This window comes from Paenibacillus arenosi, assembly GCF_014841135.1.
Lineage (GTDB): Bacteria > Bacillota > Bacilli > Paenibacillales > Paenibacillaceae > Paenibacillus_B > Paenibacillus_B arenosi.
This window is the reverse complement of the sequence record NZ_JACYTN010000002.1, coordinates 450,036-475,580: the sequence shown is the minus strand read 5'-3', so window position 1 is coordinate 475,580 and position 25,545 is coordinate 450,036. Positions and strand designations below refer to the sequence as shown.

At 43.4% G+C, this 25,545-nt stretch carries 27 protein-coding genes; 21 read left to right on the top strand and 6 right to left on the bottom strand.

The window, feature by feature from the left end:
* Positions 1–44 precede the first annotated feature (44 nt).
* The 7 genes from IFO66_RS05285 (at position 45) to IFO66_RS05255 (ending at position 6,505) form a co-directional block, all read left to right on the top strand.
* Positions 45–1,187, top strand: coding sequence for a hypothetical protein (locus tag IFO66_RS05285; protein ID WP_192024106.1), 1,143 nt, complete (start codon positions 45–47; stop codon positions 1,185–1,187).
* Positions 1,188–1,411: 224 nt separating this feature from the next.
* Positions 1,412–2,425, top strand: coding sequence for an ABC transporter ATP-binding protein (locus tag IFO66_RS05280; protein WP_192024105.1), 1,014 nt, complete (start codon positions 1,412–1,414; stop codon positions 2,423–2,425).
* The gene (locus IFO66_RS05275) at positions 2,425–3,210 is read left to right on the top strand and encodes an ABC transporter permease (protein WP_192024104.1); all 786 of its coding nucleotides are present in this window, start codon (positions 2,425–2,427) and stop codon (positions 3,208–3,210) included. The genes IFO66_RS05280 and IFO66_RS05275 overlap by 1 nt, the downstream gene beginning before the upstream one ends.
* 14 nt (positions 3,211–3,224) lie before the next feature.
* Complete coding sequence (locus tag IFO66_RS05270; RefSeq protein ID WP_192024103.1) at positions 3,225–4,007, top strand: ABC-2 family transporter protein; 783 nt, start codon at positions 3,225–3,227, stop codon at positions 4,005–4,007.
* 126 nt (positions 4,008–4,133) lie between these two features.
* Complete coding sequence (locus tag IFO66_RS05265) at positions 4,134–4,451, top strand: hypothetical protein (RefSeq protein WP_192024102.1); 318 nt, start codon at positions 4,134–4,136, stop codon at positions 4,449–4,451.
* 344 nt (positions 4,452–4,795) lie between these two features.
* Positions 4,796–5,989 (top strand): VanZ family protein, encoded by a 1,194-nt coding sequence (locus tag IFO66_RS05260; protein ID WP_192024101.1) that lies wholly within the window; start codon positions 4,796–4,798, stop codon positions 5,987–5,989.
* Positions 5,990–6,085: 96 nt separating this feature from the next.
* On the top strand, positions 6,086–6,505 hold the full coding sequence (locus tag IFO66_RS05255; protein WP_192024100.1) for a hypothetical protein: 420 nt from the start codon (positions 6,086–6,088) through the stop codon (positions 6,503–6,505).
* Positions 6,506–6,585: 80 nt separating this feature from the next.
* On the opposite strand, the gene IFO66_RS05250 is transcribed toward IFO66_RS05255, so the two are convergent.
* A complete protein-coding gene (locus IFO66_RS05250; RefSeq protein ID WP_192024099.1) occupies positions 6,586–6,963 on the bottom strand; it encodes a DUF2627 domain-containing protein in 378 nt (125 codons plus the stop codon).
* 211 nt (positions 6,964–7,174) lie between these two features.
* On the opposite strand from IFO66_RS05250, the gene lpdA reads away from it, so the two are divergent.
* From lpdA to lipB, 5 genes are all read left to right on the top strand, one after another.
* Positions 7,175–8,596 carry a dihydrolipoyl dehydrogenase gene (gene lpdA / locus IFO66_RS05245; protein ID WP_192024098.1) on the top strand — a complete coding sequence of 474 codons (1,422 nt, stop codon included), beginning with the start codon at positions 7,175–7,177 and terminating at the stop codon, positions 8,594–8,596.
* Positions 8,597–8,847: 251 nt separating this feature from the next.
* Positions 8,848–9,888, top strand: coding sequence for a thiamine pyrophosphate-dependent dehydrogenase E1 component subunit alpha (locus tag IFO66_RS05240; RefSeq protein ID WP_192024097.1), 1,041 nt, complete (start codon positions 8,848–8,850; stop codon positions 9,886–9,888).
* Entirely contained in the window at positions 9,875–10,858 is a 984-nt protein-coding gene (locus tag IFO66_RS05235) for an alpha-ketoacid dehydrogenase subunit beta (protein WP_192024096.1), read from the top strand. Before IFO66_RS05240 ends, IFO66_RS05235 begins: the two co-directional genes overlap by 14 nt.
* 40 nt (positions 10,859–10,898) lie before the next feature.
* Entirely contained in the window at positions 10,899–12,422 is a 1,524-nt protein-coding gene (locus tag IFO66_RS05230; protein ID WP_192024095.1) for a dihydrolipoamide acetyltransferase family protein, read from the top strand.
* A 55-nt stretch (positions 12,423–12,477) separates the two neighbouring features.
* Positions 12,478–13,209, top strand: a complete 732-nt coding sequence (gene lipB / locus IFO66_RS05225; protein ID WP_225445499.1) for a lipoyl(octanoyl) transferase LipB — start codon at positions 12,478–12,480, stop codon at positions 13,207–13,209.
* A 149-nt stretch (positions 13,210–13,358) separates the two neighbouring features.
* Here the strand turns inward: lipB and prli42 are convergent, their stop codons facing one another.
* Positions 13,359–13,463, bottom strand: coding sequence for a stressosome-associated protein Prli42 (gene prli42, locus IFO66_RS05220; protein ID WP_157282673.1), 105 nt, complete (start codon positions 13,461–13,463; stop codon positions 13,359–13,361).
* Positions 13,464–13,540: 77 nt separating this feature from the next.
* Here prli42 and IFO66_RS05215 point away from each other — a divergent pair, with 77 nt between their 5' ends.
* Positions 13,541–14,671, top strand: coding sequence for a M20/M25/M40 family metallo-hydrolase (locus IFO66_RS05215; protein ID WP_192024094.1), 1,131 nt, complete (start codon positions 13,541–13,543; stop codon positions 14,669–14,671).
* Between the two features lie 100 nt (positions 14,672–14,771).
* Here IFO66_RS05215 and IFO66_RS05210 read toward each other — a convergent pair whose 3' ends face one another.
* The 3 genes from IFO66_RS05210 to IFO66_RS05200 form a co-directional block, all read right to left on the bottom strand.
* Positions 14,772–16,052, bottom strand: a complete 1,281-nt coding sequence (locus IFO66_RS05210; protein WP_192024093.1) for an MFS transporter — start codon at positions 16,050–16,052, stop codon at positions 14,772–14,774.
* Positions 16,053–16,151: 99 nt separating this feature from the next.
* Entirely contained in the window at positions 16,152–16,745 is a 594-nt protein-coding gene (locus IFO66_RS05205; RefSeq protein ID WP_192024092.1) for a TetR/AcrR family transcriptional regulator, read from the bottom strand.
* Positions 16,746–16,920: 175 nt separating this feature from the next.
* Positions 16,921–17,061: a hypothetical protein gene (locus IFO66_RS05200; protein WP_192024091.1), complete on the bottom strand. Its 141-nt coding sequence runs from the start codon at positions 17,059–17,061 to the stop codon at positions 16,921–16,923.
* Between the two features lie 137 nt (positions 17,062–17,198).
* Here IFO66_RS05200 and IFO66_RS05195 point away from each other — a divergent pair, with 137 nt between their 5' ends.
* The 4 genes from IFO66_RS05195 to fur all read left to right on the top strand — a co-directional run bounded on the left by IFO66_RS05195 (position 17,199) and on the right by fur (position 20,272).
* The gene (locus IFO66_RS05195; protein ID WP_192024090.1) at positions 17,199–17,777 is read left to right on the top strand and encodes an NUDIX domain-containing protein; all 579 of its coding nucleotides are present in this window, start codon (positions 17,199–17,201) and stop codon (positions 17,775–17,777) included.
* Between the two features lie 8 nt (positions 17,778–17,785).
* Positions 17,786–18,994 (top strand): endonuclease Q family protein, encoded by a 1,209-nt coding sequence (locus IFO66_RS05190; protein ID WP_192024089.1) that lies wholly within the window; start codon positions 17,786–17,788, stop codon positions 18,992–18,994.
* 91 nt (positions 18,995–19,085) lie between these two features.
* Positions 19,086–19,733 carry a stage II sporulation protein M gene (gene spoIIM / locus IFO66_RS05185; protein ID WP_225445498.1) on the top strand — a complete coding sequence of 216 codons (648 nt, stop codon included), beginning with the start codon at positions 19,086–19,088 and terminating at the stop codon, positions 19,731–19,733.
* 80 nt (positions 19,734–19,813) lie between these two features.
* Positions 19,814–20,272 (top strand): ferric iron uptake transcriptional regulator, encoded by a 459-nt coding sequence (gene fur, locus IFO66_RS05180; RefSeq protein ID WP_028593468.1) that lies wholly within the window; start codon positions 19,814–19,816, stop codon positions 20,270–20,272.
* Positions 20,273–20,394: 122 nt separating this feature from the next.
* Here fur and IFO66_RS05175 read toward each other — a convergent pair whose 3' ends face one another.
* Positions 20,395–21,939, bottom strand: coding sequence for a S8 family peptidase (locus IFO66_RS05175; protein WP_192024088.1), 1,545 nt, complete (start codon positions 21,937–21,939; stop codon positions 20,395–20,397).
* 205 nt (positions 21,940–22,144) lie between these two features.
* On the opposite strand from IFO66_RS05175, the gene IFO66_RS05170 reads away from it, so the two are divergent.
* The 4 genes from IFO66_RS05170 to IFO66_RS05155 all read left to right on the top strand — a co-directional run bounded on the left by IFO66_RS05170 (position 22,145) and on the right by IFO66_RS05155 (position 25,527).
* Positions 22,145–22,381 carry a DUF4227 family protein gene (locus IFO66_RS05170; protein ID WP_192024087.1) on the top strand — a complete coding sequence of 79 codons (237 nt, stop codon included), beginning with the start codon at positions 22,145–22,147 and terminating at the stop codon, positions 22,379–22,381.
* Between the two features lie 79 nt (positions 22,382–22,460).
* Positions 22,461–23,390, top strand: coding sequence for a tyrosine recombinase (locus IFO66_RS05165; protein ID WP_192024086.1), 930 nt, complete (start codon positions 22,461–22,463; stop codon positions 23,388–23,390).
* A 71-nt stretch (positions 23,391–23,461) separates the two neighbouring features.
* The gene (deoB, locus tag IFO66_RS05160; protein ID WP_192024085.1) at positions 23,462–24,640 is read left to right on the top strand and encodes a phosphopentomutase; all 1,179 of its coding nucleotides are present in this window, start codon (positions 23,462–23,464) and stop codon (positions 24,638–24,640) included.
* Positions 24,641–24,699: 59 nt separating this feature from the next.
* Positions 24,700–25,527: a purine-nucleoside phosphorylase gene (locus IFO66_RS05155; protein ID WP_192024084.1), complete on the top strand. Its 828-nt coding sequence runs from the start codon at positions 24,700–24,702 to the stop codon at positions 25,525–25,527.
* Positions 25,528–25,545: the final 18 nt, after the last annotated feature.

The window sequence follows — 25,545 nt, the reverse complement described above, 5'->3', positions numbered from 1 at the left end:
AGGTCGAAGGTAATAAATAAAACATTAGACATTGGAGGATATGAATGATGAAGAATAGATGGATCGCAGTCACATTGATATGCAGTTTGCTCGGAGCTACTCCTGTTCTGGCAGCATCGGCGGATGAAAACGTCGAAAGCCATAGCAGTGAAACAAAGTTAGGAAAAAGTGATAATATTAGAAGTGTGGGAAATAGCGTAAACCATAAAGGACCTGAAGTGGTTAAGTATGCTGATTTGGATTCATCATTTCAAGAAGCAGTGGAAAAGGCGATTACTCAGTATGGTAATGGGAAGTCTATTCAATTCGAGAAAGCCTTCAAGGACGAATATGTGGTAGACGAGAATAAGAAGCTTAATCGTTGGTTGATTGAAAATAAAGATCGCAGTGCCATTGTATCGGTCGATGCCGCCTCAGGAAAAGTGCTTACGATCTCGATTACTTTCGATGTTTCTGAAATCACAGGAGATTACGAGAAATATTTGACAACAGTTCATTCTTCGGTGAAGCAACTGGGCAGCCAATCGGAACGGCCGTTTACAATAGCGAATCTGTTTATTTCAAATATAGAAGCGAATAAGAGTCAGTCCATTACCTTCTCTACCCACGATGATCAATTCATCAAGCTTGATCTAAAGACGAGCAAACCATTGAACTACCACTTGAAATTCAAGGAAGCTGACATAGATCGCAAGATTGTCGCGGCAGCGGAACAGGCAGTACAGAGCTTGGGAGTGAAGAAGTTACAACCATTTACTCAGTTTGAACTCCATAAGAACGAAGGGCTTGTAGGAGAGAATGGAGTGTGGATTTTAAAAAGAAGGATAGAAGTGAAGTATAGTGATCGTAATATATATAAAGCCATCCAACGAGATCACGATAATAAGTGGTATTTCGTCGAATCTGAAGCTGTTGTTGAAAGGAAGACAGGAAAGATTGTTTCAGTAACGGTTGCGCCTAAGACAGTTGATCAGAAACAAGTGAAATTGACACAGAAGCAAGGAGTTGCGCTGGCGAAACCAATTGCGAAGAAGTTATTTGGTGTAGACTTGTCTTCTTATCAAGTAAAGGTGGATAACGTGTGGGGCGATTACAAGTTCAGCAGTAAAGATAAACAATCTATCATTGCGAAGTTTGATAACTACGGCAATCTAGTCCGCATCGAACGAATGATGAGTAAGCGGTAGTTCATTTAAAATTGGCCATTCTAAATAATGTTCATTTATACAAACAATATCTATCGACCTTACTCAAGTCTCAAGCTGAGGTCGATAGATATTTTTTTTCTTCTCCACACTAGAATGTGAATCATTGTAAAGTATCATACATCGTTGTTCCCACCTATATGAAAAGAACAAGCTTACGCGCATAATGGAATTTATCTCTATTACAGATGGGTGGGGATAAGCATATGGCCATTATTCAAATCAACCAATTAGTGAAGGAATACCGAACGAATAAGCGGTTTACGGGCTCTTTTGGTTTGATCAAATCCTTATTTAGTTCTGAATATGTATACACGCGAGCGGTAGATGGCATATCTTTCAGCATTGACGCTGGCGAATCAGTTGGCTACTTAGGACCGAATGGGGCTGGTAAGTCAACGATGATCAAGATGCTGACAGGCATCCTTGTTCCAACATCGGGTGACATTCAAGTGGATGGGAAAGTGCCTTATCGTAATCGAAAGGAAATCGCGAGGAAGATCGGAGTTGTTTTTGGACAGCGCAGTCAATTGTGGTGGGACTTGCCTGTAATAGACTCTTTCGAGCTTCATAAGCATATTTACAACATTAGTGCTAGTGATTATAACAACAGAGTGAATCAATATGTTGAACTGCTCGATATGGCGAGCTTTGTCCACAAGCCCGTTAGGCAGCTGAGCTTGGGACAACGGATGCGTGCGGAGATAGCGTTAGCACTCCTACATCATCCAGAAATTCTATTTCTAGATGAACCAACGATAGGCCTAGATGTTATTGCAAAACATAATATTCGCAACTTTTTACGCCAAATCAATCAAGAAACGAATGTAGCGATAATGCTGACGACTCATGATTTGAAAGACATTGAGGAGATTTGCGATCGCATTATTATCGTAAATCATGGACAAGCAGTGTTTGATGGTGATATATATCATTTGAAGAAGGAAATTGGCGGAATCAACAAGCAGGTTACGATCGAATTTCACGTTGATCCAGGCGAAATAGCATTTCCTAATGCGTTGCTCATTTGTGATGAAGGGGTGCGAAAGAAATTTGAATTTATACACCACGATGGAGAAGAGAATTCACTCATGCGGTCCATTATGAGTATTCCAAATGTAGAGCAAATTAAAGATATTTCAATTGAAGATATGAGCATTGAAGAGATTATACATCAAGCTTTTGTCAACTTGACTCAAAATTCAAAGATTAGAGTGTGATGATGATGAAAGCTTATTTGGCGTACTGCGGTAAATCTTTTTCCAAGCATATTAGCTATCGTTCTGAGGTGTGGCTGAGAATTTTTGGGAACATCGTCATCATGTTCATTCAAATCTCCATATGGAAGTCACTTGCAGCTAACTCGAATGATAACATGATAAATATGAGTGAAATGGTTACCTACTCCATAATTACGACATCCGTCATGAATCTACTTATGACTAGGGTATATCAAACCATAGACTCCAAGTTACAGTCAGGTGATATTTGTTCGGATTTGCAGAAGCCGATTAGCTACCCTTGGTACTTATTTTTTGAACAACTAGGAACGGTTAGTTTTCAACTGCTGTTTAATGTTGTTCCTTCCATATTGATTGCTCTGCTGTTATTCGGTGTTCAACTCCCAGAAGCCTCACACATCTTTCCGTTTCTACTCAGTTTACTTGTTGCGATGGTGATATCGTTTTTAATCGGTTATTTGGTTGCACTTATTGCGTTTTGGTTTCTAACGACTTTTGCACTGAACTGGACATTAGGTGCGTTGATGACCATTTTCTCGGGGGTATTTGTTCCGATCTGGTTTTTTAATCCGTACTGGGCGAAACTCGCCAGTTTCCTTCCGTTTCAGTATTTAGGATATATTCCATCTGCCATTTACTTAGGAAAACTTGAACAGCCCTACCTAATACTAATCCAAGGATGTGGATGGATCGCTAGTTTGTTGTTTGTTGTCAATCTGCTGTGGTGGAAGGCCATTAAACGGTTAATCGTACAGGGTGGTTAAAATGGGGTGGTAATGTGTCAGTTAAACTATTCATTCATTTTCTAAAAATTATAATGCGGTCGCGGATGGAATATCGAGCTGACTTTTTGCTTGGTATGGTTGGCCAAATACTTGGATATGCCGCTAATTATGTTATCGTATGGCTGCTGTTGAATCGATTTACTTCCATTGAAGGCTGGGCTTGGCCAGAAATGGCGTTTCTTATTAGTATCAATGTGCTAACGTATGCGATAGGTGCGTCATTTACGTACTCTCCGATGTTGAATTTGGAGCAGTTAATGATAAAGGGGGACTTAGATAAATATCTGATTAAGCCAATCCATCCATTCGCTTATTTGATCGCCAGCTACTTTAACTTTGGATATATTGCGCATATTCTGATATCTGCAGTGTTATTAATATGGTCGTTAGGAAATCTCAACGTGCATTGGGGAGTCTTCGAATTTACCTACTTCTTGTTTACCTTGTTAAGCGGCTCAATGCTGCAGGCAGGGGGACTTATTTTAATCGGTAGCTGGAGCTTGTATTTTATGAAGTCGCAGTTCATGGGAGATCTGTATTTTAAAATAAAAGACGTAATCAATTATCCGATTTCTGCCTATGCAGGTGTTATTCAAGTTGTACTCACATGGATGATGCCACTTGCCTTCATTAACTACTATCCTGCACTATATTTATTACAGAAAGAAGAGAATACTTCATTACTGCTCGTGCCTATGGTAGGGCCTCTATTCTTATTTTTAACCATAGTAGTCTGGCATCGTGGCATTCGGCAGTATCAAGGAGCGGGAAGTTAGGAAAGAGTATGGGAGCAACATACTGTCACGTCTAAAAGGCTTGTAGCAGTAATAACCGGATGGTAAGTTAGTAGGAGATGGACTCCGTGGCGATACAGCACTTTTAGACGAAGGGGTGTTTGTTCTATGAAAAAATGGATTACAGTACCCGTATCAAGTATGATACTAGCTTCTTCTTTATTGTTCGGCGTGGCAGGTGCGTCATCTGCTCCCACAGCTGATTGGCCTTCTCCCTCACCAGCGAAACCAGCCGCTATCAATCTCACATTGAGCTATGGTCAAGGGTTTTATGTGTATGATGTGGTTGAAATTATGTCGAACAGTGCACCACACATTGTTGAAGCCTCACCGGGTTATTTTTATGGGTTGAGATATGGGAAGGCGACTGTGAAAGTTAGATTGGCAAATGGAAGTTTTGCGACTTATGTAATTACGGTGCAATAATGAAGTGAATTATTGAATTCTTTATTTTGTAAAATAAGGACAATTTAATGCTGTATCTCGTAAAACACCCCTTGCTGTTTCGATGTGTATACATTGCCGGTTAAGGGTTGTTTTGCGTTCAGTCACTGATTAAGTTTGAATGAAGATATATAATTTAAATTTCAAATTTTATCTATTTCAGTTGCAAATTATGGGACGATTCCGTTACAATATATTTCACTTGATCTTCGAATACTAGAGTCGTTGTTATTTGAACATTTGCTAGTCGAATACATAGGATAATCAACTAGAATGACATCTCGAAGGTACGAAATACATCGTAGAGAAGGAAGGTATTATTTTGAATGCAAGCTTATATTAAACCTCTTATGGATGCTGCGTTATTTTTTCCATTCATCGCGCTAGCGTTAACTCTACCATTTCTCGTCGTACAGTATCGTAGATATGGATATGTTAACAAACTACGCGCTGCTGTCCTCTATTCAATGCTGCTGTACATGATATCTGCTTATTTTTTAGTCATTTTACCTTTACCGAGCAGTACGGATAATTGTATCCGAGAAGGCGCGTTCTGGACGTATTCACAATTGGTTCCATTCACATTTGCATCTGAGATTTTGAATCAAACACAAGTGAACTTCTCGCAGCCAAGTACGTATATGTTGTTAGTAAAAGAAAAAGCGTTTCTCCAAGCTATATTTAATGTGTTTTTAACGATTCCGCTTGGTGTGTACGCGAGATATTATTTTAGACGAACGGCATTTCAGACAGGATGCATCGCATTTGGTGTTGCGTGTCTCTTTGAGATAACACAGATTACGGGAATGTTCGGTATTTTTGATTGTCCGTATCGTTTATTCGATGTTGACGATTTCTTCTTGAACACGACCGGTGGATTGCTCGGTTATTTCCTTACACCGCTTCTTACATTTTTCTTGCCTCGTTCTGAGAAGTTAGATGAAGATGTTCAACTGTCACAAATGACGGTTGGTTATGTACGCCGTTTAGTTGCTTTCCTAATCGATACGGTTGTATATACGATTGTTACAGGTATTTTCACATTCGGGATAGGGCTCTTCCTACATCGAAGTCTAATAAATCAGGGTATGGATACGGTATTGGCTTGGATTTTATATGCCTTGACAAGCATCGTAGGTGTACTTATTTACTTTGTTATTGTACCTACAATGACCAATGGACGAACGATTGGGAAAATGATAACTCGCATACACGTAGTTGATGATCGACTGCAAGCTGAGCAACAGGGTAGAACGATAACAGCGAAAGCGCTGTTCCATCGATATAGTCTCTTGTATACCATTATTATCGGGTATAATTACGTATTTGGATTCATATTCAGCTTTACAGATTTGCCTCCGATCATTTTGATGAGCGCTCTTTTCTTATATTTTGGTATTGGCGGATTGCTAGTTCTTCATCTCATCGTGAATTTATTTACGCGAGATAAGCGATTGTTCTATGAAAAATGGAGCCATACACGAAATGTCATCACGGAACGTAAAGATACTACGAGCTAAGGAACTGGTTTTCACCATTTAGGCATCAGCGTACTATACTGTATGAAGTATTGTTGTCAGCTCTGGTGCCTAGACGGACGAGAAAGGCGGCTTCCTATGAATAGGCGTCATAAACAACACCCATATCGGAGAAGTCGTCGGGATCAGCGAAGTGGTCGTAGGCGTAAAGAGGCTTACCTACACAACAATGAGGGAGAAGGTAAGGGGCCTCCACCATATGGACCAGATGGTAAAGGATGTCCGAATAAACCCCCGCCGATTTCTCCGATTACGCTGCAGAAGGCAGTTCTTCTGGCAGCTGTGTTAAAAGATTGGCTTATTGTGGAGACGGTTATTATTAATCGTAATAAAACCGTTCAAGTTATTTTAGCAGGTGATTTTGGTAAGTTTGGCATTCGTCCAGAATTTCTGAATGAAGAGAATATTGGTCTTTTCGAAGCGTTAGAGGACACGGGATTATTCCCGGGTATTGGTGAAGGACCTGAAGGCGCTGTTCCTCCAGAAGCTGGAGGATAGGTTGTGGCATATTTTCATAAAATTGAAACAAAAATAAAGAAGGAAGTCCGCGGTGCATGCCGTAGACTTCCTTCTTTTATTTACTTCGTATTTACTTCAGCCGGTTGCCCCTCCCCAGAATTGTGCTGGGAACGTGTCGCTTGCTGACGAAAGTCCGGACGCGGTCCACGCGGTTTTTTTTCACGGAATCGGGGTGCGACATAGTTATGCTTACGATCGCGGAAAAAGATCCAGCCGCCAATAAATCCGACCCCGATAGCAAAGAGAAACAAACCGACTAAGAATGGTAACCAGCCGAAAGATATATCGGTTAGAGCGGGATTTCCTTTGTCAACAATATATTGATAAATGGCATCTTTCATGTACAAAAATCCAGCAGTTGCAAGCACGCCAGGGATCACAAGCATCATTATCGCAATAAAACGAGATATGGTTAATTTAACATTTGCATTTGCCATCGTTAGCTCTCATTCCTTTATAAGAGGATGTGTATGTCGTTTACCTATTTTTCTGCTCTTTTCATCTTACCTTGAGTATGGAAATATGTCTAATTTTGCTTTTTGGTCATATTTATTGATAAAAGGTACTTGTCCAATAGGTTATGTAATTGGCTGGAACGGAAAAAGGAGTTACAATAGCACCAAGATATAGAGAGGAGTGAGAAGTTTCATGACGAAGCAAGTAGACGTTGCCATTATCGGCGGAGGAACGGGTGGCTATGTAGCTGCGATTGCAGCCGCACAAGCAGGTCATCATGTTGTAGTTATAGAGAAACAGCAGCTGGGAGGTACCTGTCTCCATCGTGGTTGCATTCCGAGCAAGGCACTGCTGCGTAGTGCAGAAGTATACGCGCTAGCTAAAGAAAGTGCACAGTTTGGTGTGCATACGGAGGGGGTAAAGCTTCACTTTGATGAAGTACAAGCTCGTAAACAGCAAATCGTAGATAAATTGCATCGAGGCGTTCAATATTTGATGAACAAGCATAACATTGAAGTGATACATGGCAGCGGGCGCGTCATGGGTCCTTCTATTTTTTCACCACAAAGCGGATCAGTAGCCGTTGAGTTGGAAAATGGGGAGTCGGAAACGATTGTACCCAAGTACCTTATTATTGCGACAGGCTCCCGTCCACGATTACTGCGTGGCCTAGAACCAGATGGACGGTATGTGTTCACGAGCGACGAAGCTCTTGAATGGGACACGCTGCCACAGCGTATTGCTATCGTAGGCGGCGGTGTGATTGGTGTTGAATGGGCCTCGATGATGGTGGACTTTGGTGTTCAGGTCACGATGATTGAAGCGGGTGATCGAATTCTTCCTTCTGAGGATGAAGAAGTTGCGAAAGAAATGCACAAGCAGCTTGCGGAGCGAGGCGTAACAATTTATACGAATTGTACCATCGATGCGGAAGGAATTCGCAAAGACGAAGCTGGAATGGATATGTTGGCGACCATTGCAGAAGAGACCATTCATTTACAGGTAGAACGTATGCTTGTGTCTGTTGGCCGCGTAGCTAATGTGGAGAAGCTTGGTTTGGAGCAGACGAATGTCCAAGTTCATAATAGTGTTATCCGAGTGAACGAACATTTACAAACGAATGAACCACATATTTATGCAATTGGTGACTGTATTGGTGGATTGCAGCTTGCGCATGCAGCATCAGCAGAGGGAATAGCAGCGGTTGAGCATTTGAGTGGGCATAAAGGCATAGCACTACAATCCCGAATGGTACCACGTTGTGTTTATGCGAGACCAGAAACGGCTTCAATCGGCTTGACGGAAGCAGAGGCTCATACTGCTGGACATGACGTGAAAGTTGCGAAAATTCCTTTCCAAGCCATCGGTAAGGCTCTTGTATATGGTGAAACAGCTGGCTTTGTCAAAGTGATTGCGAATCAAGCTACGAACGATGTGCTCGGTGTTCACATGATCGGCCCGCATGCGACGGAGCTTATTAGTGAAGCTACAGTAGCGCAACTTTTGGATGGAACTCCTTGGGAGATTGGACAAGTTATTCATCCGCACCCTTCATTGTCAGAAGCTGTACAGGAAGCCATGCTAGCTGTACAAGGTCGCTCTCATATCCTTTAATATTCCACGGTCTCAGCCTAAGTTGATGATGGGATATGCTGCACGGGGAGAAGGGTCAAGGCATTTCTCATTTTGAAGCTATCGCAACTGTCATTATAACGATATGACGTTTAACATTTTCTTTTTGTTTAACAAGAGGGTATAATACATCTAACCAGAAAATTAGTACCTGGTATTAGATGTTGATGACAACTTTTGTAGTTACATGTAACTTTATGTGATTAGGACATGTGGAAAAGGGGGATCACTCCATGACACCAGATGTAACGGTTCGTGAGCGTTCACGCCATGAGCAGCTAGGAATCTCGGATGATCAAGCTTTGGAGATGTATCGTATGATGGTACTTGCACGCAAATACGACGAGAGGGGTTTGTTGCTGCAAAGGGCTGGCAAGGTAGGTTTCCATGTATCAGGAATCGGCCAAGAAATGACGCAAGTCGCAGCAGCGTTTGCCTTAGATCGGGAGAGGGATTATTTTCTGCCGTATTACCGTGACTATGGCTTTGTACTATCGGTTGGTGTGACGGTGAAGGATTTGATGCTCTCTATTTTTGCAAAAGCAGAAGATATTAGTAGTGGAGGACGCCAGATGCCAGGTCATTTCGGATCGAAGCGTCATCGTATTGTGACGGGCTCAAGTCCAGTTACAACGCAAGTGCCGCATGCTGTAGGCATTGCGTTAGCTGCTAAAATGCGCAAGCAGGATATCGTATCGTATGTAACCTTCGGTGAAGGCTCGAGCAATCAGGGAGATTTCCATGAAGGCTGCAATTTTGCAGGCGTTCATCGTCTTCCCGTTATTATTATGTGTCAGAACAATCAATACGCCATTTCTGTGCCTTTATCCAAGCAAACGGCCGGAAATATAAGCGATCGGGCGGCAGGCTATGGTTTCCCGGGCATTCGTGTTGATGGGACGGATCCGTTAGAAGTATATAGAGTCGTGAAGGAAGCGCGCGAGCGTGCTATTCGTGGTGAAGGACCGACACTTATTGAATCGGTCATGTATCGTTTGCAGCCGCATTCCACATCGGATAACGATCTTGCGTATCGGACGAAGGAAGAAGTAGAGCAGCATCGTGCAAATGACGGGCTTCCCCGTTTTAAGCAATATTTGATTGATTGTGGTATATGGTCAGAAGCTCAAGAAGAGGCTTTAGTGAAAGAAGTGTTAGCGATTATCAACGAAGCTACGGCTTATGCAGAGGAAGCTCCTTATCCTCATCCTGATGAAACCTATACGCATGTGTATGCTGAATCGGAAGGAGGAGCGTCCAATGGCCGTTATTGAATATATTGATGCCATACGCTTGGCAATGAAAGAGGAAATGGAGCGCGATCCAGAAGTGTTCGTGCTGGGGGAAGATGTTGGGGTAAAAGGCGGTGTCTTTACAACAACGAAAGGGTTGTACGAGCAGTTTGGTGAAGCTCGCGCTTTGGATACTCCATTAGCTGAATCTGCTATTGCTGGAGTGGCGATTGGAGCTGCCATGGTAGGCATGAAGCCAATTGCTGAAATGCAATATTCAGACTTCATGTTCCCGGCAGCGAATCAAATTATTAGCGAAGCAGCTAAGATTCGTTACCGCTCAAACAATGACTGGAACTGTCCAGTTGTCATTCGAGCACCGATTGGTGGTGGTATATTTGGTGGGCTATACCATTCCCAGTGTCCGGAATCGGTGTTCTTTGGTACGCCAGGGTTGAAAATTGTTGCGCCTTATACGGCATATGATGCGAAAGGGCTGCTCAAAGCGGCAATTCGTGACCCTGATCCGGTTATTTTCTTTGAAAATAAAAAGTGCTATCGCATGATCAAGGGTGAAGTTCCTGAAACGGATTATATCGTTCCGATTGGCAAGTCAAATGTCATTCGTGAGGGAGAAGACATCACGGTAATTGGCTATAGCTTGCCGCTTCACTTCGCGATGCAGGCTGCAGAAGAATTGATGTCAGAAGGTATAAGCGCTCATATTCTCGATTTACGCACACTGCAGCCGCTTGATAAGGAAGGTATCTTAGAAGCGGTGGCCAAAACAGGTAAAGTGCTCATTGTTCATGAAGACAATAAGACGGGCGGTATTGGTGCAGAAGTGTCCGCCATCATTGCTGAGGAATTACTGCATGAACTGGATGCTCCGATTATGCGCTTATGTGGCCCTGATGTTCCGGCTATGCCGATCAGTCCACCGCTTGAGCGGGAGTTTATGTTAAATAAAGACAAGCTCAAAGAAGCGATGCGCAAGCTCGCTCAATACTAAATGTGAGAAAGTCGAAAGAAAGACGGGAGTGAAGTGATCGATGTCAGACATTGGAATAACGAAAGAGATTACGATGCCGCAGCTTGCGGAATCCCTCGTATCTGCGACACTCAATAAGTGGTTGAAGCAGCCTGGTGACGCATTTGAAGCTTATGAACCGATATGTGAAGTGTTTACGGAGAAAGTCGTCGCTGAAATACCCGCTACAGAAAATGGGGTAATGGGTATGCATCTCGTACATGAGGGCGATGTGGTTGAAGTAGGTAAGGTCATTTGTACGTACCATTCAGGGGCCACAGCCGAACGTTCATCTGGAGAAGCTGGGATAGCTGAGAAGGTTGCGAATGGAATAGGCGCAGCAAGAGTAGGTGGAGGACAGCATGAACCTGCTGCAATTTCCAATTCTGTAGAAGCTACAGCGGACAAGCGTAGAGCCATTGTGGAGCAGGTTAATATTATCTCTAACGACGAGAACGCTCCGATGCGCGCACGCTTGTCACCTGCAGTACAGCGGTTGGCAAGTGACTATGATGTTGATTTGAAACATGTCCAAGGATCTGGGCTTGGTGGACGCATTACACGCAAGGATGTCTTGCAATATATAGAGCTTCGCGGCAATGCTGAGCAGGAAGCGGTGCAGCAAGGTGTGGACTTGGCTAAAGTAGGCTTGACTGCAGCTATGCCAGTAGAGACGAAAATGAGTCATGAACAGCACCAGCTCAACGAAGAACAATTGGCTGGATTTGATCGAGACATGCCTGTTGATGCAAGCTCACTTAGCCTACCGGTTCGCAGCTCGGGTCTGCACTTGTCGGAATCTCCACGAGTGCCGCACATCGATGTGGAGCGACCACAGACGGTTGGTGATGGGGAGCGCTTTATTGATGTCACCCCAATCCGTAATACGATTGCAACTCGTATGCGTCAGAGTGTCTCTGAAATCCCGCATGCGTGGACGATGATTGAAGTTGATGTGACGAACTTGGTGGAACTTCGCAACAAGTGGAAAGATGAGTTCCGACGCAAAGAAGGCGTCAATTTGACTTATTTGGCATTTGTTCTTAAAGCCGTTGTAAATGCGATCAAGGATTACCCGATTATGAACTCATTGTGGGCTGTTGATAAAATTATTGTAAAACGTGACGTGAATATTTCCTTGTCTGTGGGTACTGAAGATTCTGTTATGGTTCCCGTTATTAAAAAAGCAGATCAGAAAAATATCGCAGGTCTTGCTAGAGAAATAGATGACTTAGCACGGCGCACACGCGAAGGAAAACTCACACTAGAGGATATGCAAGGTGGCACATTTACGTTTAACAATACAGGTTCATTTGGCTCTATTCAATCCTATCCGATTATTAACTATCCGCAAGCTGCAATCCTTACTTTTGAGTCGATTGTAAAGCGTCCGGTTGTTATTAATGATATGATTGCGGTTCGTTCAATGGCGAATATGTGCTTGTCTCTTGATCATCGTATATTGGACGGTGTCATTTGCGGTCGATTCCTTCAGCGTGTAAAAGAAAATTTGGAAAGCTATAATTCTGATACGAAATTATATTGATTGCTTCATTCCGTGGTATACTAGAGTAGGATGTCAGAGAAGAAAGAGTGATAGCATGATGAACAGTCAGCAGGATCAGATCAGTTTGGAAACGACTAACACTCAGACGCTGCACCTACATACCTATGGACAATTGGATTATAAGCATGCATGGGATATGCAAAAAGACATTGTTAAGCAGATCGATAATGGTTTAGCGAAGGATACATTGTTTTTGCTGGAGCATCCTCCAACCTATACGATTGGTTCCCAGCGTAACCCTGAGCATTTGCTCTTATCCACTGAACAGTTGGAGAAGCAGGGGATTTCTGTTTACGAAATTGATCGCGGTGGTGATATTACGTATCATGGGCCGGGTCAACTCGTTGGATATCCTATGCTGCTGCTTGAAGGTCCAAGCTTGGACTTGCATGGATACTTAAGAAATTTGGAAGAAATCATGATTCAGTATCTTGCTTCTTATGGTATCGTTGGGGATCGCAAGCCAGATTTTACAGGTGTTTGGGTCGGCAATGAAAAGATTGCAGCGATCGGAGTTAAGTTCAACAAATGTAGAAACCGCAGAGGATTTGTGACGAGTCACGGATTTGCTTTTAATATTAAGCAAGGAATTCAGCACACTGGATTTACCGGAATCGTTCCGTGCGGCATTCAACAATTCGGAGTAACGTCATTAGAAGATGTAACAGGTCAAACCTTTACAGTAGAGCAGGTAGGACAGGAATTGATTCCTCATTTTATGAATGTGTTCGGATATCATGAGATCATTCATCATTCTGTCTCCTAACATAACACGTTGAAAGCCATGCTGATAGCATGGCTTCATCCGTAGGTACATGTAAAGATGTATGTGGACAACTTGCAAATAGGCTTGTCCTGCCTAAGCGATTCTATACGATCGAACCGAATGGTGCTGAGAACTTCTCAAGCGATATCTTATAGGCCATATAATATTGGCTCAATAAGGAAGATTAAAGTGGAAGCGATCATAGCGATGAGCATGACGTAGACAACGATCTTAAACCAACGTTTGGATTGCATAGGAAGGCACTCCTTTCTCTCTAATTCAGTGATATACTATTTATTTTAACGAAAAATGAGTGTGGAGGAAAGATACGATGGTACAACAAGAACGATTAGTACAACATTTTTTGCAATTGGTTCAAGTAGATAGTGAAACACGCTATGAGCGCGAAATCTGTGATTTGCTAAAAAAACAGTTCAGTGAACTAGGACTTGACGTATATGAAGATGATACAGAAGAGAAGTCTGGACATGGTGCAGGCAACTTGATCGTTACATGGCCAGCATCGGCGGGACAAGAACAAGCGAAGCGCATTTTCTTCACCTCTCATATGGATACAGTTACGCCTGGTAAAGGGATTAAGCCAGTTATCGATGCGGACGGTATGATTCGCAGTGACGGTACGACTATTCTTGGTGCGGATGACAAAGCAGGTCTTGCTGCTATGTTCGAAGCGATCCGTGTCGTGCAAGAATCTGGTCAAGCACATGGTCAAATTCAATTCGTCATTACAGTTGGAGAAGAATCAGGCCTAAACGGTGCTCGTGTTATGGATGCATCCCTTTTGAAGGCTGATTTGGGATATGCCTTGGATTCGAACGGTGAGATCGGTTCCATTGCAGTTGCTGCACCAACACAAGCGAAGATTACGATGGAGATTTACGGGAAGTCTGCACACGCAGGTGTAAACCCTGAAGATGGAATCAGCGCGATTCAAGTAGCAGGTAAAGCGGTAGCGCGTATGCCGCTTGGCCGTATCGATCACGAGACAACAGCGAACATCGGTCGCTTCGAAGGTGGCGGTGCGACGAACATCGTATGCGATTATGTGAAGCTTACAGCTGAAGCAAGAAGTATCGTGCAAGATAAGATGGATAAGCAAACAGCTGCTATGAAAGAAGCGATTGAGTCAGCAGCAGCAGAGTACGGCGCTCGCGCTAAGTTCACAAGTGAAGTGATGTACCCAGCATTTAACTTCACAGAAGAAGATGAAGTTGTAAAATTAGTTGCTCGTGCGAATGCAAAAATTGGTGTACCAACGAGTGTATTCCATTCCGGCGGCGGAAGCGATGCCAATATTTTCAATGGCCATGGCGTTCCTACCGTTAACCTTGCAGTGGGTTACAAAGATATCCATACGACGAATGAGCATATTCATACTTCGGATTTGGTGAAGACGACGGAGCTTGTCGTTGCGATTATAGAAGAGGCAATTCAGGCTTAGTGCAACGGTACGAAACCTTTGTCTAGCAAAGCTCCTCAAGAAAGAAGCATCCTGATTCACTGTTAATCCGTGAATCAGGATGCTTTCTTTTTTTGTGTCATCATTTTGCTGTACGTAACGACTTGCTCGCTTCTACGTTTTCCGTTTCTTCGGAAGGCTGCTTGGCTGATGATAAATTGATGTAAAGACTCAGCCACGCACCAAAAGCGACTATAATACCTGCAAGAGTAAAGACCGTAACGAGTGAAAATTGTTCCTTAATAAATCCAGCCATACCGGAAGCGATCATTACGCCTGCCGTGTACAGCGGCATGGTAATGCCATTTACACGTCCGATAAAGTTTTCGTCTACAAACTGAATGAACCACGTACTCAAAATGACTTGTAGCGCTGCAATCAGTAAACCACTTAGGAAACGAATGCCTAGTGTTAACCATAAAATCGTAGACCATCCCTCGATAACTAACGATATAGCTAATCCTAATAGAGCAATTGCAAAGATGATTTTGCGGTGTTTCTGGATAAATGATCCGCATGCAGATGCGATGCTTATACCGAGGAGCAATCCAATACCTGCCGCTGTTGTTATCCAAGGTAATGATTCTTTAGGCAGTCCGAGTCGCTCTGTTACGATAAATATTTCAAGTGGCTGAATTAAGCCGATTCCGAGACTAATTACAATTTGCGTAAGTGTTAACAGGCGTAGGGTGGGGTGCGCCCATACATAGGATATACCTGATTTAATATCTTCAAGTACGGCTGTGTTCTCTTTCTTCTCTCGTTTATAGGAAGGTAGAGCAAGTTGGATAAGTGCTGCTAATGTGAAAATACCGCATAGTACGACCAAAGAGCCTTGAAGCCCGAGCACCTTGTACAAGAAAGTTCCAATAATTGGGCCAAGAATGACGAATATGGAGCTCAGACCTTGTGTAATCCCGATTGCAGTAGGTACTTGAGATTCAGGAACGTGTCGCTTGAACAGTACGGATGAAGAGGGTACTGAAAATTGACTCACGATTGCAGAGACAACGGTAGCTAAAAATACAGCTTGCCAGATGCCAGATGCGAGACAGAGCATGATGACGACGATGGACAAGGCACTGAGCAAGTCGCCAATTACGACCGTCCATTTCGGGTTCCAGCGATCCGCGAATACGCCACCGATTAAGGAAAAGATAAATATCGGTGCCATTTCAAATACGGTGAGTAAGGAAATGGCTACTGCATTTCCATTTGTCATCTCCGTAACCGCGAATAGAAGTGCCATATTACGTACCCAGATGCCGATTTGTTGGAGTAAATCAGCAGAAGCTACGATGAGGAAAACTCGATTACTCCATAAAGATGGTGGTGCAGCTACAGGTGTAGCATTGCTTGACATGATTCATTATCCCCCTAATTTAAAATATACTGACTGTCCGGTTTAATAATGGGTGAAAATAAAGATGGATTGGTTCATCCATCTATTCCATCCTTTATGTTATGCGCGAATACCGTTAAGGAACACATCGATTGCCTTACGATGTATGAACTCAAGTTCTTCAAGCGAGTAGTTGTCAAATTGGATCATGCCAAGTCCGCCTAATACGCTGTAAAGCAACAGAGCTAGCCCCTCGGGATCATCTTCAGCGAATTCCTTCTGCTGGATCCCTTCTTTAATGACATCGAGAATTAATGGAAGCGGGAACTTAGACATTTCCACAATTTTCTCGATCACTTCTGGATCGGCACCTTTAGTCCCGGAAAATTCCATCGATGCTTGCATAAGCGGATTTTCAAAATCATGGGCGAAATGATGAGCGATCGCATACAACTTCTCAGTTGCGTTTGAAGCAAGTTTGAATCGTTCTGTGCATTTATAAATCCAATCGACCATATTTAACTCAAGTAAGTACATAAATAGCTGCTCTTTACTTTTGAAATGGTAGTAAATGCTTCCTTTACTCATGCCAGAAGATTCTCGAATCTGCTCCATAGAAGTGGCTTGGTATCCTTGTTGAATAAAGAGCTGCTTCGCAGCAGCAGCGATCGCTTGCCTAGTCTGTTCGGCTTCTTCTGCAGTTCGACGTGCCATGAATAAGTATCCTCCATTATTAGAACGATCGGTCAGTATAGTCCAATCTTAGCTTGATCAGAAGGAGGTGTCAAGTTCATAACAGTCGAGTAAGGTCAACGCCTTGTGAAAATTATGCTAAGATGTCTCGTTGATTGCGTCAATGTACAGATGTATACGCGATTGGTTAAAAGCATTATTTTCTGTGCGGTTTACTTAGTATATCTGATATTTTGGCATCTTTGCCTTCTTTCATCATCATACGTCGTAAAGTTGCACTTATATCATATCCTTTGCCTGAAAGCCATAACTGTTTATCCGTACGAAATTGTTTCATTGCTGCATCTCATCTCCTTGTCGTCCATCGTGTTTATGAATGCCATCTGATATAATTTGTATGTAATAGCTTGTGTGTATATGTGAAAAATAATAGATTGAGCAGTTATCACAGATGGATAAGGGGATGAAGATAGAATGAACCATTCGAATCAATATGAAGTGGGTAAACTTTTTGAAGAAGTGACGATAGAGACGAAGAAAATTTTTGATGGTAAAGTGATTTCCTTGCAAGTAGATACGGTGACTTTGCCTGATGGCTCGACGGCTACTCGCGAAATTGTTAAGCATCCAGGAGCTGTAGCTGTACTTGCGATTCGTGACGACAAAATGATTGTTGTCGAACAGTATCGGAAGCCGTTAGGGAAGTCCCAAGTTGAAATACCTGCGGGTAAACTAGATGCGGGTGAGCTGCCGCAGGCAGCGGCAACAAGGGAGTTAGAAGAAGAAACAGGATACATCGCAGAGTCGTTAATTCCGCTTACTTCTTTTTATACTTCGCCTGGCTTTGCTGATGAAATTATTCATTTGTTTGTTGCTGAACAGCTTGTACAAGGTTCGATGCAGACAGATGAGGATGAATTTCTTGAAGTCATGGCATTTACGTTGGATGAAGCTTTCACAGCGATTCGTGCAGGACGTATTAGTGATGCAAAGACGATAAGTGCGGTTTATGCATGGCAAATTAAGAAGCTGACGGGACATTGGCCTTTGTGAGTGAGAACATGAAACTAAATCTGAGTACGTACTATGCGGATTTACACGTCCATATAGGAGCGACTTCAGAAGGAAGGCCTGTTAAAATAAGCGCCAGTCGAAATTTAACTTTCGAAGCGATTGCTCGTGAAGCGGCCGATCGTAAAGGGATAGATCTAATCGGGATTATTGATGCGCAATCACCTGGTGTGCTTGCTGATATCGATCGCTTAATCGCGCGAGGGGAAATGGAGGAGCTCCCTGAGGGTGGGATTCGGTATAAAAATACGACCATTTTATTGGGGAGTGAAATTGAGATTAAGCCCAGCGGAAAAGGCACGGCGCATGTACTTTGCTATATGCCAAGCCTTGACGCGATGAAGCACTTTTCTCGGTGGATGTCTGCACATATGCGTAATATTCATCTGTCCACACAGCGAATTTATGTAGAGGCAGAGCAGCTACAGCAGGAAGTTGCAGCCTATGGGGGAGTATTTGTCCCTGCTCATATTTTCACCCCACATAAAAGCATATACGGCAGCTGTACAAATCGGATGGAGGAAGTGCTGGACATGCAGCTCGTTGATGCTGTCGAAGTTGGTTTGAGCGCAGATCGTGACATGGCAGCACGTATTTCTGAACTTGATCCGTATACACTATTAACAAATTCAGATGCCCACTCATTATCCAAAATTGGTCGTGAGTACAATTCATTTGTAATGGCGGAGCCGAATTTTGCAGAATGGTGCAAAGTGCTGCGTAAACGGGAAGGGCGCGGTGTTGCAGCGAATTATGGCCTGAATCCGCGACTTGGAAAGTATCATCGCACAACTTGCGGCAATGGGCATTTGTTAGCGGATGGAGTCCATTCGTCAGGGAATCACATGTCTCATCCATGTTCAACGTGCGGCAGTAAAGTAGTCATCGGCGGTGTGTACGATCGAATTGCAACTATTGCAGATCGAAGTGTAGAAGAGGCTGCTCGGCCTGATCGCACTCCGTATATTCATCAGGTACCTTTAGAATATTTACCTGGTGTCGGACCTAGCACGATGAGGAAGATGCTGCAGCAGTTCGGTACGGAGATGAATATTTTGCATCGAGCAAGCACGGAGGATCTTTGTGCTGTTGTTGGTGACAAAATTGCACAATTGATTCAAGCTGCACGTACAGGAACACTGGAGCTTAGAAGTGGCGGTGGAGGAACGTACGGAGGAGTCATGAACACAAAGAAATAAAAATACGGTATCTTCATATTATAGCGTGCATGTGCATATACATGGAGCGAACGTCAGAGCGGACAAGCTTTCCGTAAGGAGAAAGGAGACGTTGGCCTTGTTAGCAATCATGCCGGATATAAAGAAGCATTTATATTTGTACGTGTTCGTGACATTGATATTTGTTGTAGGTGTTGTGTTCGGTGCTTTATTGGTCAACTCGTTAACGTATGACCAACAAGAGGAGCTATCGCGTCAATTGGAGCAAATCTTTTTAACAGCAGGAGAGCCTGCTGACACTACCGAATTCTGGTCCTCACTTTGGATGTATTGGCGGTGGATATTGCTCATTGCCGTGCTTGGTATTTCTATTGTAGGATTTCCACTTATTTTAATTCTTGACTTTACAAAAGGGGTGCTCATTGGATTTACAGTCGGAACACTAGTCAGTCAATTTTCATGGAAGGGAATGTTCGTAGCCTTGCTTGGTGTCGCTCCACACAATATGATAGCGATTCCGCTTATGCTTATAGCAAGTGTTTCTGCCCTGTCTTTTGCGATTCATGTGATGAAGGACAGGCTGTTCGTTCCGAAGATGCGTTCGTTAAAAAAACCGTTTCTCGATTATTTGACGACACAAGTCGGGGTATGTATAGGAATGATGGCGGTTGCCGTTATTATGACTTGGATTAGTCCTTACCTCATGAATTGGATGTCTTCCACGATAATTGATGTCGAGAGTGCTTTAAAGATCTCGTAAATAATTTGACACTGATTAGATAGTCCCCCTATAATAATAGAAGTGAATTGAATTGCGGATAGGCGGCAAGGGGGGAGACCATGGAGTCGCGGATTGATACAATTAAACAACAACTGCAATCCCAAGGATATAAGCTGACACCGCAGCGTGAAGCAACTGTGCGCGTGCTGCTGGAGAATGAAGAGGACCATCTAAGTGCAGAGGATGTCTTCATGCTTGTCAAGGAGAAAGCTCCCGAAATCGGTCTTGCCACCGTTTACCGTACGTTAGAGCTTCTTAGTGAATTGCATGTGGTACAGAAGTTGAACTTTGGAGATGGAGTTGCTCGTTACGATTTGCGTGGCGACAACAGCAAACATCATCACCATCACTTAATCTGCGTGCAGTGCGGTACGATGCAAGAAATTTTGGATGACTGGCTGGGACCGTTGGAAGAGCGGTTAGCACAAGAATACAATTTCCATGTACTCGATCATCGTTTGGATTTCCAGGGTATTTGTAATAAATGTCAGGAGAAGGAATCCAAGCAAGAACAGTAGTTCATGTTAATTAAAATATGCAACTGCTGTTACACAACAATTACATCCGCATATTAGCAAGGGGCTGTCCGATAAGTCATGTACAATGACTAGGGCAGCCCTTTTACTTTGGAAGCCCATAATTATTTGCGATAAAGCATTTTATGATTCGATTGATTTTTCATTGGGGTTCTCATAGGAGAGGAGAAACCATGCTGCTTCCGTACTAGTGGAGTATTACTTTTCTTGTTCGTGCGTAGTCGACTTGAACGTACCTTCTTTATTACAGTTTTTTCTCGTTTTGTTTGAACGTTCGGGTTGTTTTTCGAAATTACATTTCTACTGGGTCGAGCTTTGGTTTTCATACTTTTGGACAAAGCAATTCCGAAAAGAGGGCGTGAGGAAATAGGTTTTGGGGTCCTCGTGTTTGAGTGTGTAGACTGCAGCTTATAGCCAGTTCTCGATCTTCGTGAGATCGTACGTCTACTAGCTGTTGCATACTGAGGAACTGCTTGGATTGCTTTTAGCGTTTGGATCAGACCGCTTCCTTGAGAGCGTTCATTCGTATTTTTTAGGGGATCTGCTGTGCTCATTAACAATCCTCGCACTTCATCAGGGCTTAGAGCCCCATGCAATGACAATAGTAGCGCAACTGCGCCAGCAACGTGCGGAGCAGCCATAGAAGTGCCAGATTCGATAGCAAAGCCATTTTTATGGTTCGTCGAAACGATAAGTTCTCCTGGAGCAATGATATCTACTTCCTTACCTCTGCTGCTGAAAGAAGCAACTTCATATTTAGCGTTCATGGCAGCTACAGCGATCGTTTCTGGATATTTTGCTGGTTCATCTACCGATAGCGTATCTGGACCATCGTTTCCAGCAGAAGCAACCACAATAATTCCTCTTTGATGAGCTTTAATAATTGCACGCCGAAGAACGTCACTAGGATCATCCAGCCCAAGACTCATATTAACAATATGAATTCGTTGATGAATACACCATTCGATCGCATCCACAATGTCGGATACATAGCCCGTGCCCGTATTATCAAGGGCTTTGATGCCATACAGTTGAATATTCGGGGCTACGCCAAAGGGCATTTTTTGATGTCCGATCGCCGCAGCAATACCTGCCACATGAGTTCCATGACCATTGTCATCCTCATAGGACTCAAGTCGATTAATCATATTTATGCCGCCAGCAATTTTTAAATTAGGATGTTCGGTTACGCCTGTGTCAATAATTGCAATTTTAATGCCTTCTCCTTTTGTTTGTTTCCACACTTTTGGGGCTTCTACAGCGTGAATATTCCAAGGGATTTGCGGAAGCCTGACTTTGACCTCCTTCATTGACTTAGAAGTGAATGTAGGCGAATAGTTATCAGGTGAAGAGGCAAATGTACGTACCCATCCTTTTGAACAACGATGAATGCGAACTTGCTTATCCGTTTCTACCTTTCGGATACTTGGATGGTAACTTGATGTGTGGAGCTCCTTATCGGGATTCATATGACAACATATGGTGAGAGCAGAAGGGATTTGCTTCAGGGGAGTAATGCCCTGTTTATGAAGCTCATGCAGCCAATTCTCATAAGCTTCACGATTGCGGCACACAATCATTTTACGAACACTGTACTTATGAGGCTGGGAATGAATATGGGCCTTCATATAAGCGGATAACGATCGCATGACGTTGCTCCTCTCACGATGCTGTCTGGTCTCCTATTTTATGAGTAGCAACCGATTCCGGTGAGCCTGTTTACATACACATTTCATGCTTATTGGGGTATAAGCGCTCGAAGGTGGACATACGTTGATTATGATAGACGAAAAAAGCTTCCATATTATCGTGTTTTGGAGTTTCTTATTTCCGTTATGGAAAGGTGTGTAGACGTTGATTGTATCCATTCGATCTGTAGTGCAGCGCTTACGATTTATTGTTGTTTTTTTCTTGGCTACATATGTAGTGGTACAATTACTTGGTGTTGTTTCGGCGTGGATAGCACCGGTGAATAAATACCGTGAACCGCAAGGACGTGCAGTAAAAGTATTTCATCCTAATGTGGAATTGAATATGGAACCGGAACAATTTCGTGAACGATTGAAGTTGTATTACTGGCTTGGAGAATAACGGCAGTTAATATTGTATTCTTTGTGGTGGAAGTCGTTCATAAATGGTGTTAAAGTGTAAGAGAAGGAGATTGACGAACATGAAGACGACGTTGGAACGACAAATGGCGCAATATATGCAGTATCTAACCGACGAACGTCAAATATCCCCTCATACGAAAGATGCATACGAGCGGGATATTCAATCTTTTGTTCGTCACTTGTCAGCTGAAGGTATAGAGCAGGCAAATGAAGTGCTTCCTGTACATTTATTTCATTATGTAAATTGGTTAAGAAGGCAAGGACGGGCTGCATCGACGATTACGAGGCATAAGGCCGCTCTTCGTGCCTTCTATCGTTATTTAATTCGGGAAGGGGAAGCTAGCAAAGATCCAACCATGGATCTTGAAGTTCCTAAAAGCAATCCTAAGCAGTTGACAGTTCTGACAGTTGAGCAAGTTGGCAGGCTATTGGAAGCGCCTTCGCTGCATACACTGCAAGGAATTCGAGATCGTGCCATGCTGGAAACGCTATATGGAACGGGTGCCCGTGTATCTGAGCTGCTTGATCTGAACATAACGGATGTCAATTTACAATTGGGATTTGTTCGTTGTGTGATGAATCGCAAGGAGCGAATTGTGCCACTAGGGGAAGTAGCCATTGAAGCGATCCGACTTTATTTAGAGAAGAGTAGAGAAGGCTTGCAGTCCCAGTCATCTGGAGATCAGAAGCAAGATGGACAAGCTCTATTTCTAAATCGTCATGGGCAGCGTATGACTCGACAAGGGTTCTGGAAGCGTCTTCGTACGTATGCAGCACAAATACCAGATATGCCAGAGCTGACTTTGCAAATGCTTCGTCAGACTTTTGCTGTTCATTTGTTGAACAATGGGGCTGATATTCGTGTTGTGCAGGAACTACTTGGCCATGCGGATGCGGCAACGACCCAGCGTTACGCGTCAATTCCCGAGAAGCCAAATATGAAGGAAGTATATTCATCTGCTCATCCAAGAGCTAAGAAAAATAAGTAAGCTGTGCTATATTGCGTATGAGCATGACGTGCCCTAAGCACAATAGCAAAGAGACAAAGAGGAGTGGTACGATGTCACGCAAATTCAAAAAAGTAACCGTTATCGTATTGGATAGTGTCGGTATAGGTGAGCTTCCTGATGCTGAATCTTTTGGCGATAAAGGCTCGCATACACTAGGTCATATTATCGAACGTGTTCCAGCTGTTAAGATCCCGCACATGAATCAACTTGGCTTGGGTTCTATTGCAGACTTGGGCACATTGAAGCCTGCAGATGCTCCAACAGGAGTCTATGGCAAAATGGCCGAGATTTCTGTAGGTAAAGATACAATGACAGGTCACTGGGAGTTGATGGGTCTTAATATTACAACTCCATTCCAAACCTACCCAGATGGGTTCCCAGAAGAGTTGCTTCGTCAATTTGAAGAAAAAACAGGCCGCAAGGTGCTTTGCAACAAGCCTGCTTCTGGTACTGAAGTATTGGATCAATATGGCGAAGAGCAAATGAAGACAGGAAGCTGGATTGTTTACACATCTGCTGATAGTGTATTCCAGCTTGCAGCTCATGAGGAAATTATTCCGCTAGACGAGCTGTATCGTGCTTGTGAAATTGCTCGTGAGCTTACGTTGCAGGAAGAATTCATGGTTGGGCGAGTAATCGCACGACCATATGTTGGAACTCCAGGCAACTTTAAGCGTACGCCTAACCGTCATGATTATGCGGTATCTCCACCATCACCAACGGTATTGGATGCGCTTAAGGATGTTGGCAAAGATGTTATTTCTGTCGGCAAAATTAACGATATTTTCAGTGGTGAAGGCATTACTGCTTCTTACCCAACGAAGAGCAATGCACACGGTATCGAGACGACAATTGATTTGATGGGACAATCTTTCGAAGGTTTGTTGTTTACAAACTTGGTAGACTTTGATTCCTTGTTCGGGCATCGTCGTGATCCAGAAGGTTACGCAGGCGCATTGGAGGAATTCGATGCTGCAGTTCCAAAATTATTGGAAATGACAGGTCCTGATGATTTGCTTATCATTACGGCAGACCATGGTAATGACCCAATCCATCCAGGTACGGATCATACACGTGAGTATGTACCTTTGTTGGTATACAGCCCATCTATTGAACCAGGTCGCTCGCTCGGTATTCGTGCGACATTCGCAGACTTGGGTGCTACAGTAGCTGATAACTTTGGAGCGAAGCTTCCAGAGATCGGAACAAGCTTCTTGTCGGAGCTATAAGAATATACATCATGAGATTGCATCTAGCTCCTTAATACATATTAAGGAGGATGTAAGTAATGAGTACAGTTACAACGTATAATCAAGTGCAGGAAGCTGCGGCTTATATTCAGAGCCGTACTTCCCATCAACCTGAGATTGGTTTGATTCTTGGGTCAGGGTTGGGGGTTCTCAGTAGTTTAGTTGAGAACCCAACTATTATAGCATATGAAGATATCCCGCATTTTCCGAAGTCAACGGTAGAAGGCCATGCTGGTGAATTGCTAATTGGCACGATTCGTGGACGAGCCGTTATGTTGATGAAAGGTCGCTTTCACATCTATGAAGGATATGGTCCCGAGCTTACCGCATTTCCTGTACGTGTTATGAAGGCCGTTGGCGTTAAGCAACTGCTCGTAACGAATGCGGCAGGTGGCATTAATACTGCATATCGTGCAGGTGATTTAATGCTTATTAGCGATCATTTGAACCTGACTGCGCGTAACCCGCTCATCGGCCCAAATGATGAGCAATTTGGCGTTCGTTTTCCCGACATGTCGGAAGCTTATAGTAAGCGCTTGCGCTCCGTTGCCAAAGAAGTAGCGGCCCGTCACTCCTTTACTTTTCAAGAAGGTGTCTATGTTGGTCTGATAGGACCTAACTATGAGACACCTGCCGAAATCCGTATGATGCGTACACTTGGGGCAGATGCGGTCGGCATGTCAACCGTGTCAGAGGTTATCGTAGCAAGGCATGCTGGACTTGAAGTGCTGGGGATATCTTGTATTAGCAATATGGCAGCTGGAATCTTAGATCAGCCACTTTCTCATGAAGAGGTTATGGAAACGGCAGAACAGGTTAAAGAACAATTCCTGGGACTTGTGCTAGATATCATACCTGCAATGTAATTGTCAGGTTACTATACA

Excerpts from the sequence above, each read along its gene's own strand:
- IFO66_RS05285 (WP_192024106.1), top strand. The coding sequence starts at position 45 with ATGATGAAGAATAGATGGATCGCAGTCACATTGATATGCAGTTTGCTC.
- IFO66_RS05280 (WP_192024105.1), top strand. The coding sequence starts at position 1,412 with ATGGCCATTATTCAAATCAACCAATTAGTGAAGGAATACCGAACGAAT.
- IFO66_RS05275 (WP_192024104.1), top strand. The coding sequence starts at position 2,425 with ATGATGATGAAAGCTTATTTGGCGTACTGCGGTAAATCTTTTTCCAAG.
- IFO66_RS05265 (WP_192024102.1), top strand. The coding sequence starts at position 4,134 with ATGAAAAAATGGATTACAGTACCCGTATCAAGTATGATACTAGCTTCT.
- IFO66_RS05260 (WP_192024101.1), top strand. The coding sequence starts at position 4,796 with ATGCAAGCTTATATTAAACCTCTTATGGATGCTGCGTTATTTTTTCCA.
- IFO66_RS05255 (WP_192024100.1), top strand. The coding sequence starts at position 6,086 with ATGAATAGGCGTCATAAACAACACCCATATCGGAGAAGTCGTCGGGAT.
- IFO66_RS05250 (WP_192024099.1), bottom strand. The coding sequence starts at position 6,963 with ATGGCAAATGCAAATGTTAAATTAACCATATCTCGTTTTATTGCGATA.
- lpdA (WP_192024098.1), top strand. The coding sequence starts at position 7,175 with ATGACGAAGCAAGTAGACGTTGCCATTATCGGCGGAGGAACGGGTGGC.
- IFO66_RS05240 (WP_192024097.1), top strand. The coding sequence starts at position 8,848 with ATGACACCAGATGTAACGGTTCGTGAGCGTTCACGCCATGAGCAGCTA.
- IFO66_RS05235 (WP_192024096.1), top strand. The coding sequence starts at position 9,875 with ATGGCCGTTATTGAATATATTGATGCCATACGCTTGGCAATGAAAGAG.
- IFO66_RS05230 (WP_192024095.1), top strand. The coding sequence starts at position 10,899 with ATGTCAGACATTGGAATAACGAAAGAGATTACGATGCCGCAGCTTGCG.
- lipB (WP_225445499.1), top strand. The coding sequence starts at position 12,478 with ATGATGAACAGTCAGCAGGATCAGATCAGTTTGGAAACGACTAACACT.
- prli42 (WP_157282673.1), bottom strand. The coding sequence starts at position 13,463 with ATGCAATCCAAACGTTGGTTTAAGATCGTTGTCTACGTCATGCTCATC.
- IFO66_RS05215 (WP_192024094.1), top strand. The coding sequence starts at position 13,541 with ATGGTACAACAAGAACGATTAGTACAACATTTTTTGCAATTGGTTCAA.
- IFO66_RS05210 (WP_192024093.1), bottom strand. The coding sequence starts at position 16,052 with ATGTCAAGCAATGCTACACCTGTAGCTGCACCACCATCTTTATGGAGT.
- IFO66_RS05205 (WP_192024092.1), bottom strand. The coding sequence starts at position 16,745 with ATGGCACGTCGAACTGCAGAAGAAGCCGAACAGACTAGGCAAGCGATC.
- IFO66_RS05200 (WP_192024091.1), bottom strand. The coding sequence starts at position 17,061 with ATGAAACAATTTCGTACGGATAAACAGTTATGGCTTTCAGGCAAAGGA.
- IFO66_RS05195 (WP_192024090.1), top strand. The coding sequence starts at position 17,199 with ATGAACCATTCGAATCAATATGAAGTGGGTAAACTTTTTGAAGAAGTG.
- IFO66_RS05190 (WP_192024089.1), top strand. The coding sequence starts at position 17,786 with ATGAAACTAAATCTGAGTACGTACTATGCGGATTTACACGTCCATATA.
- fur (WP_028593468.1), top strand. The coding sequence starts at position 19,814 with ATGGAGTCGCGGATTGATACAATTAAACAACAACTGCAATCCCAAGGA.
- IFO66_RS05175 (WP_192024088.1), bottom strand. The coding sequence starts at position 21,939 with ATGCGATCGTTATCCGCTTATATGAAGGCCCATATTCATTCCCAGCCT.
- IFO66_RS05165 (WP_192024086.1), top strand. The coding sequence starts at position 22,461 with ATGAAGACGACGTTGGAACGACAAATGGCGCAATATATGCAGTATCTA.
- deoB (WP_192024085.1), top strand. The coding sequence starts at position 23,462 with ATGTCACGCAAATTCAAAAAAGTAACCGTTATCGTATTGGATAGTGTC.
- IFO66_RS05155 (WP_192024084.1), top strand. The coding sequence starts at position 24,700 with ATGAGTACAGTTACAACGTATAATCAAGTGCAGGAAGCTGCGGCTTAT.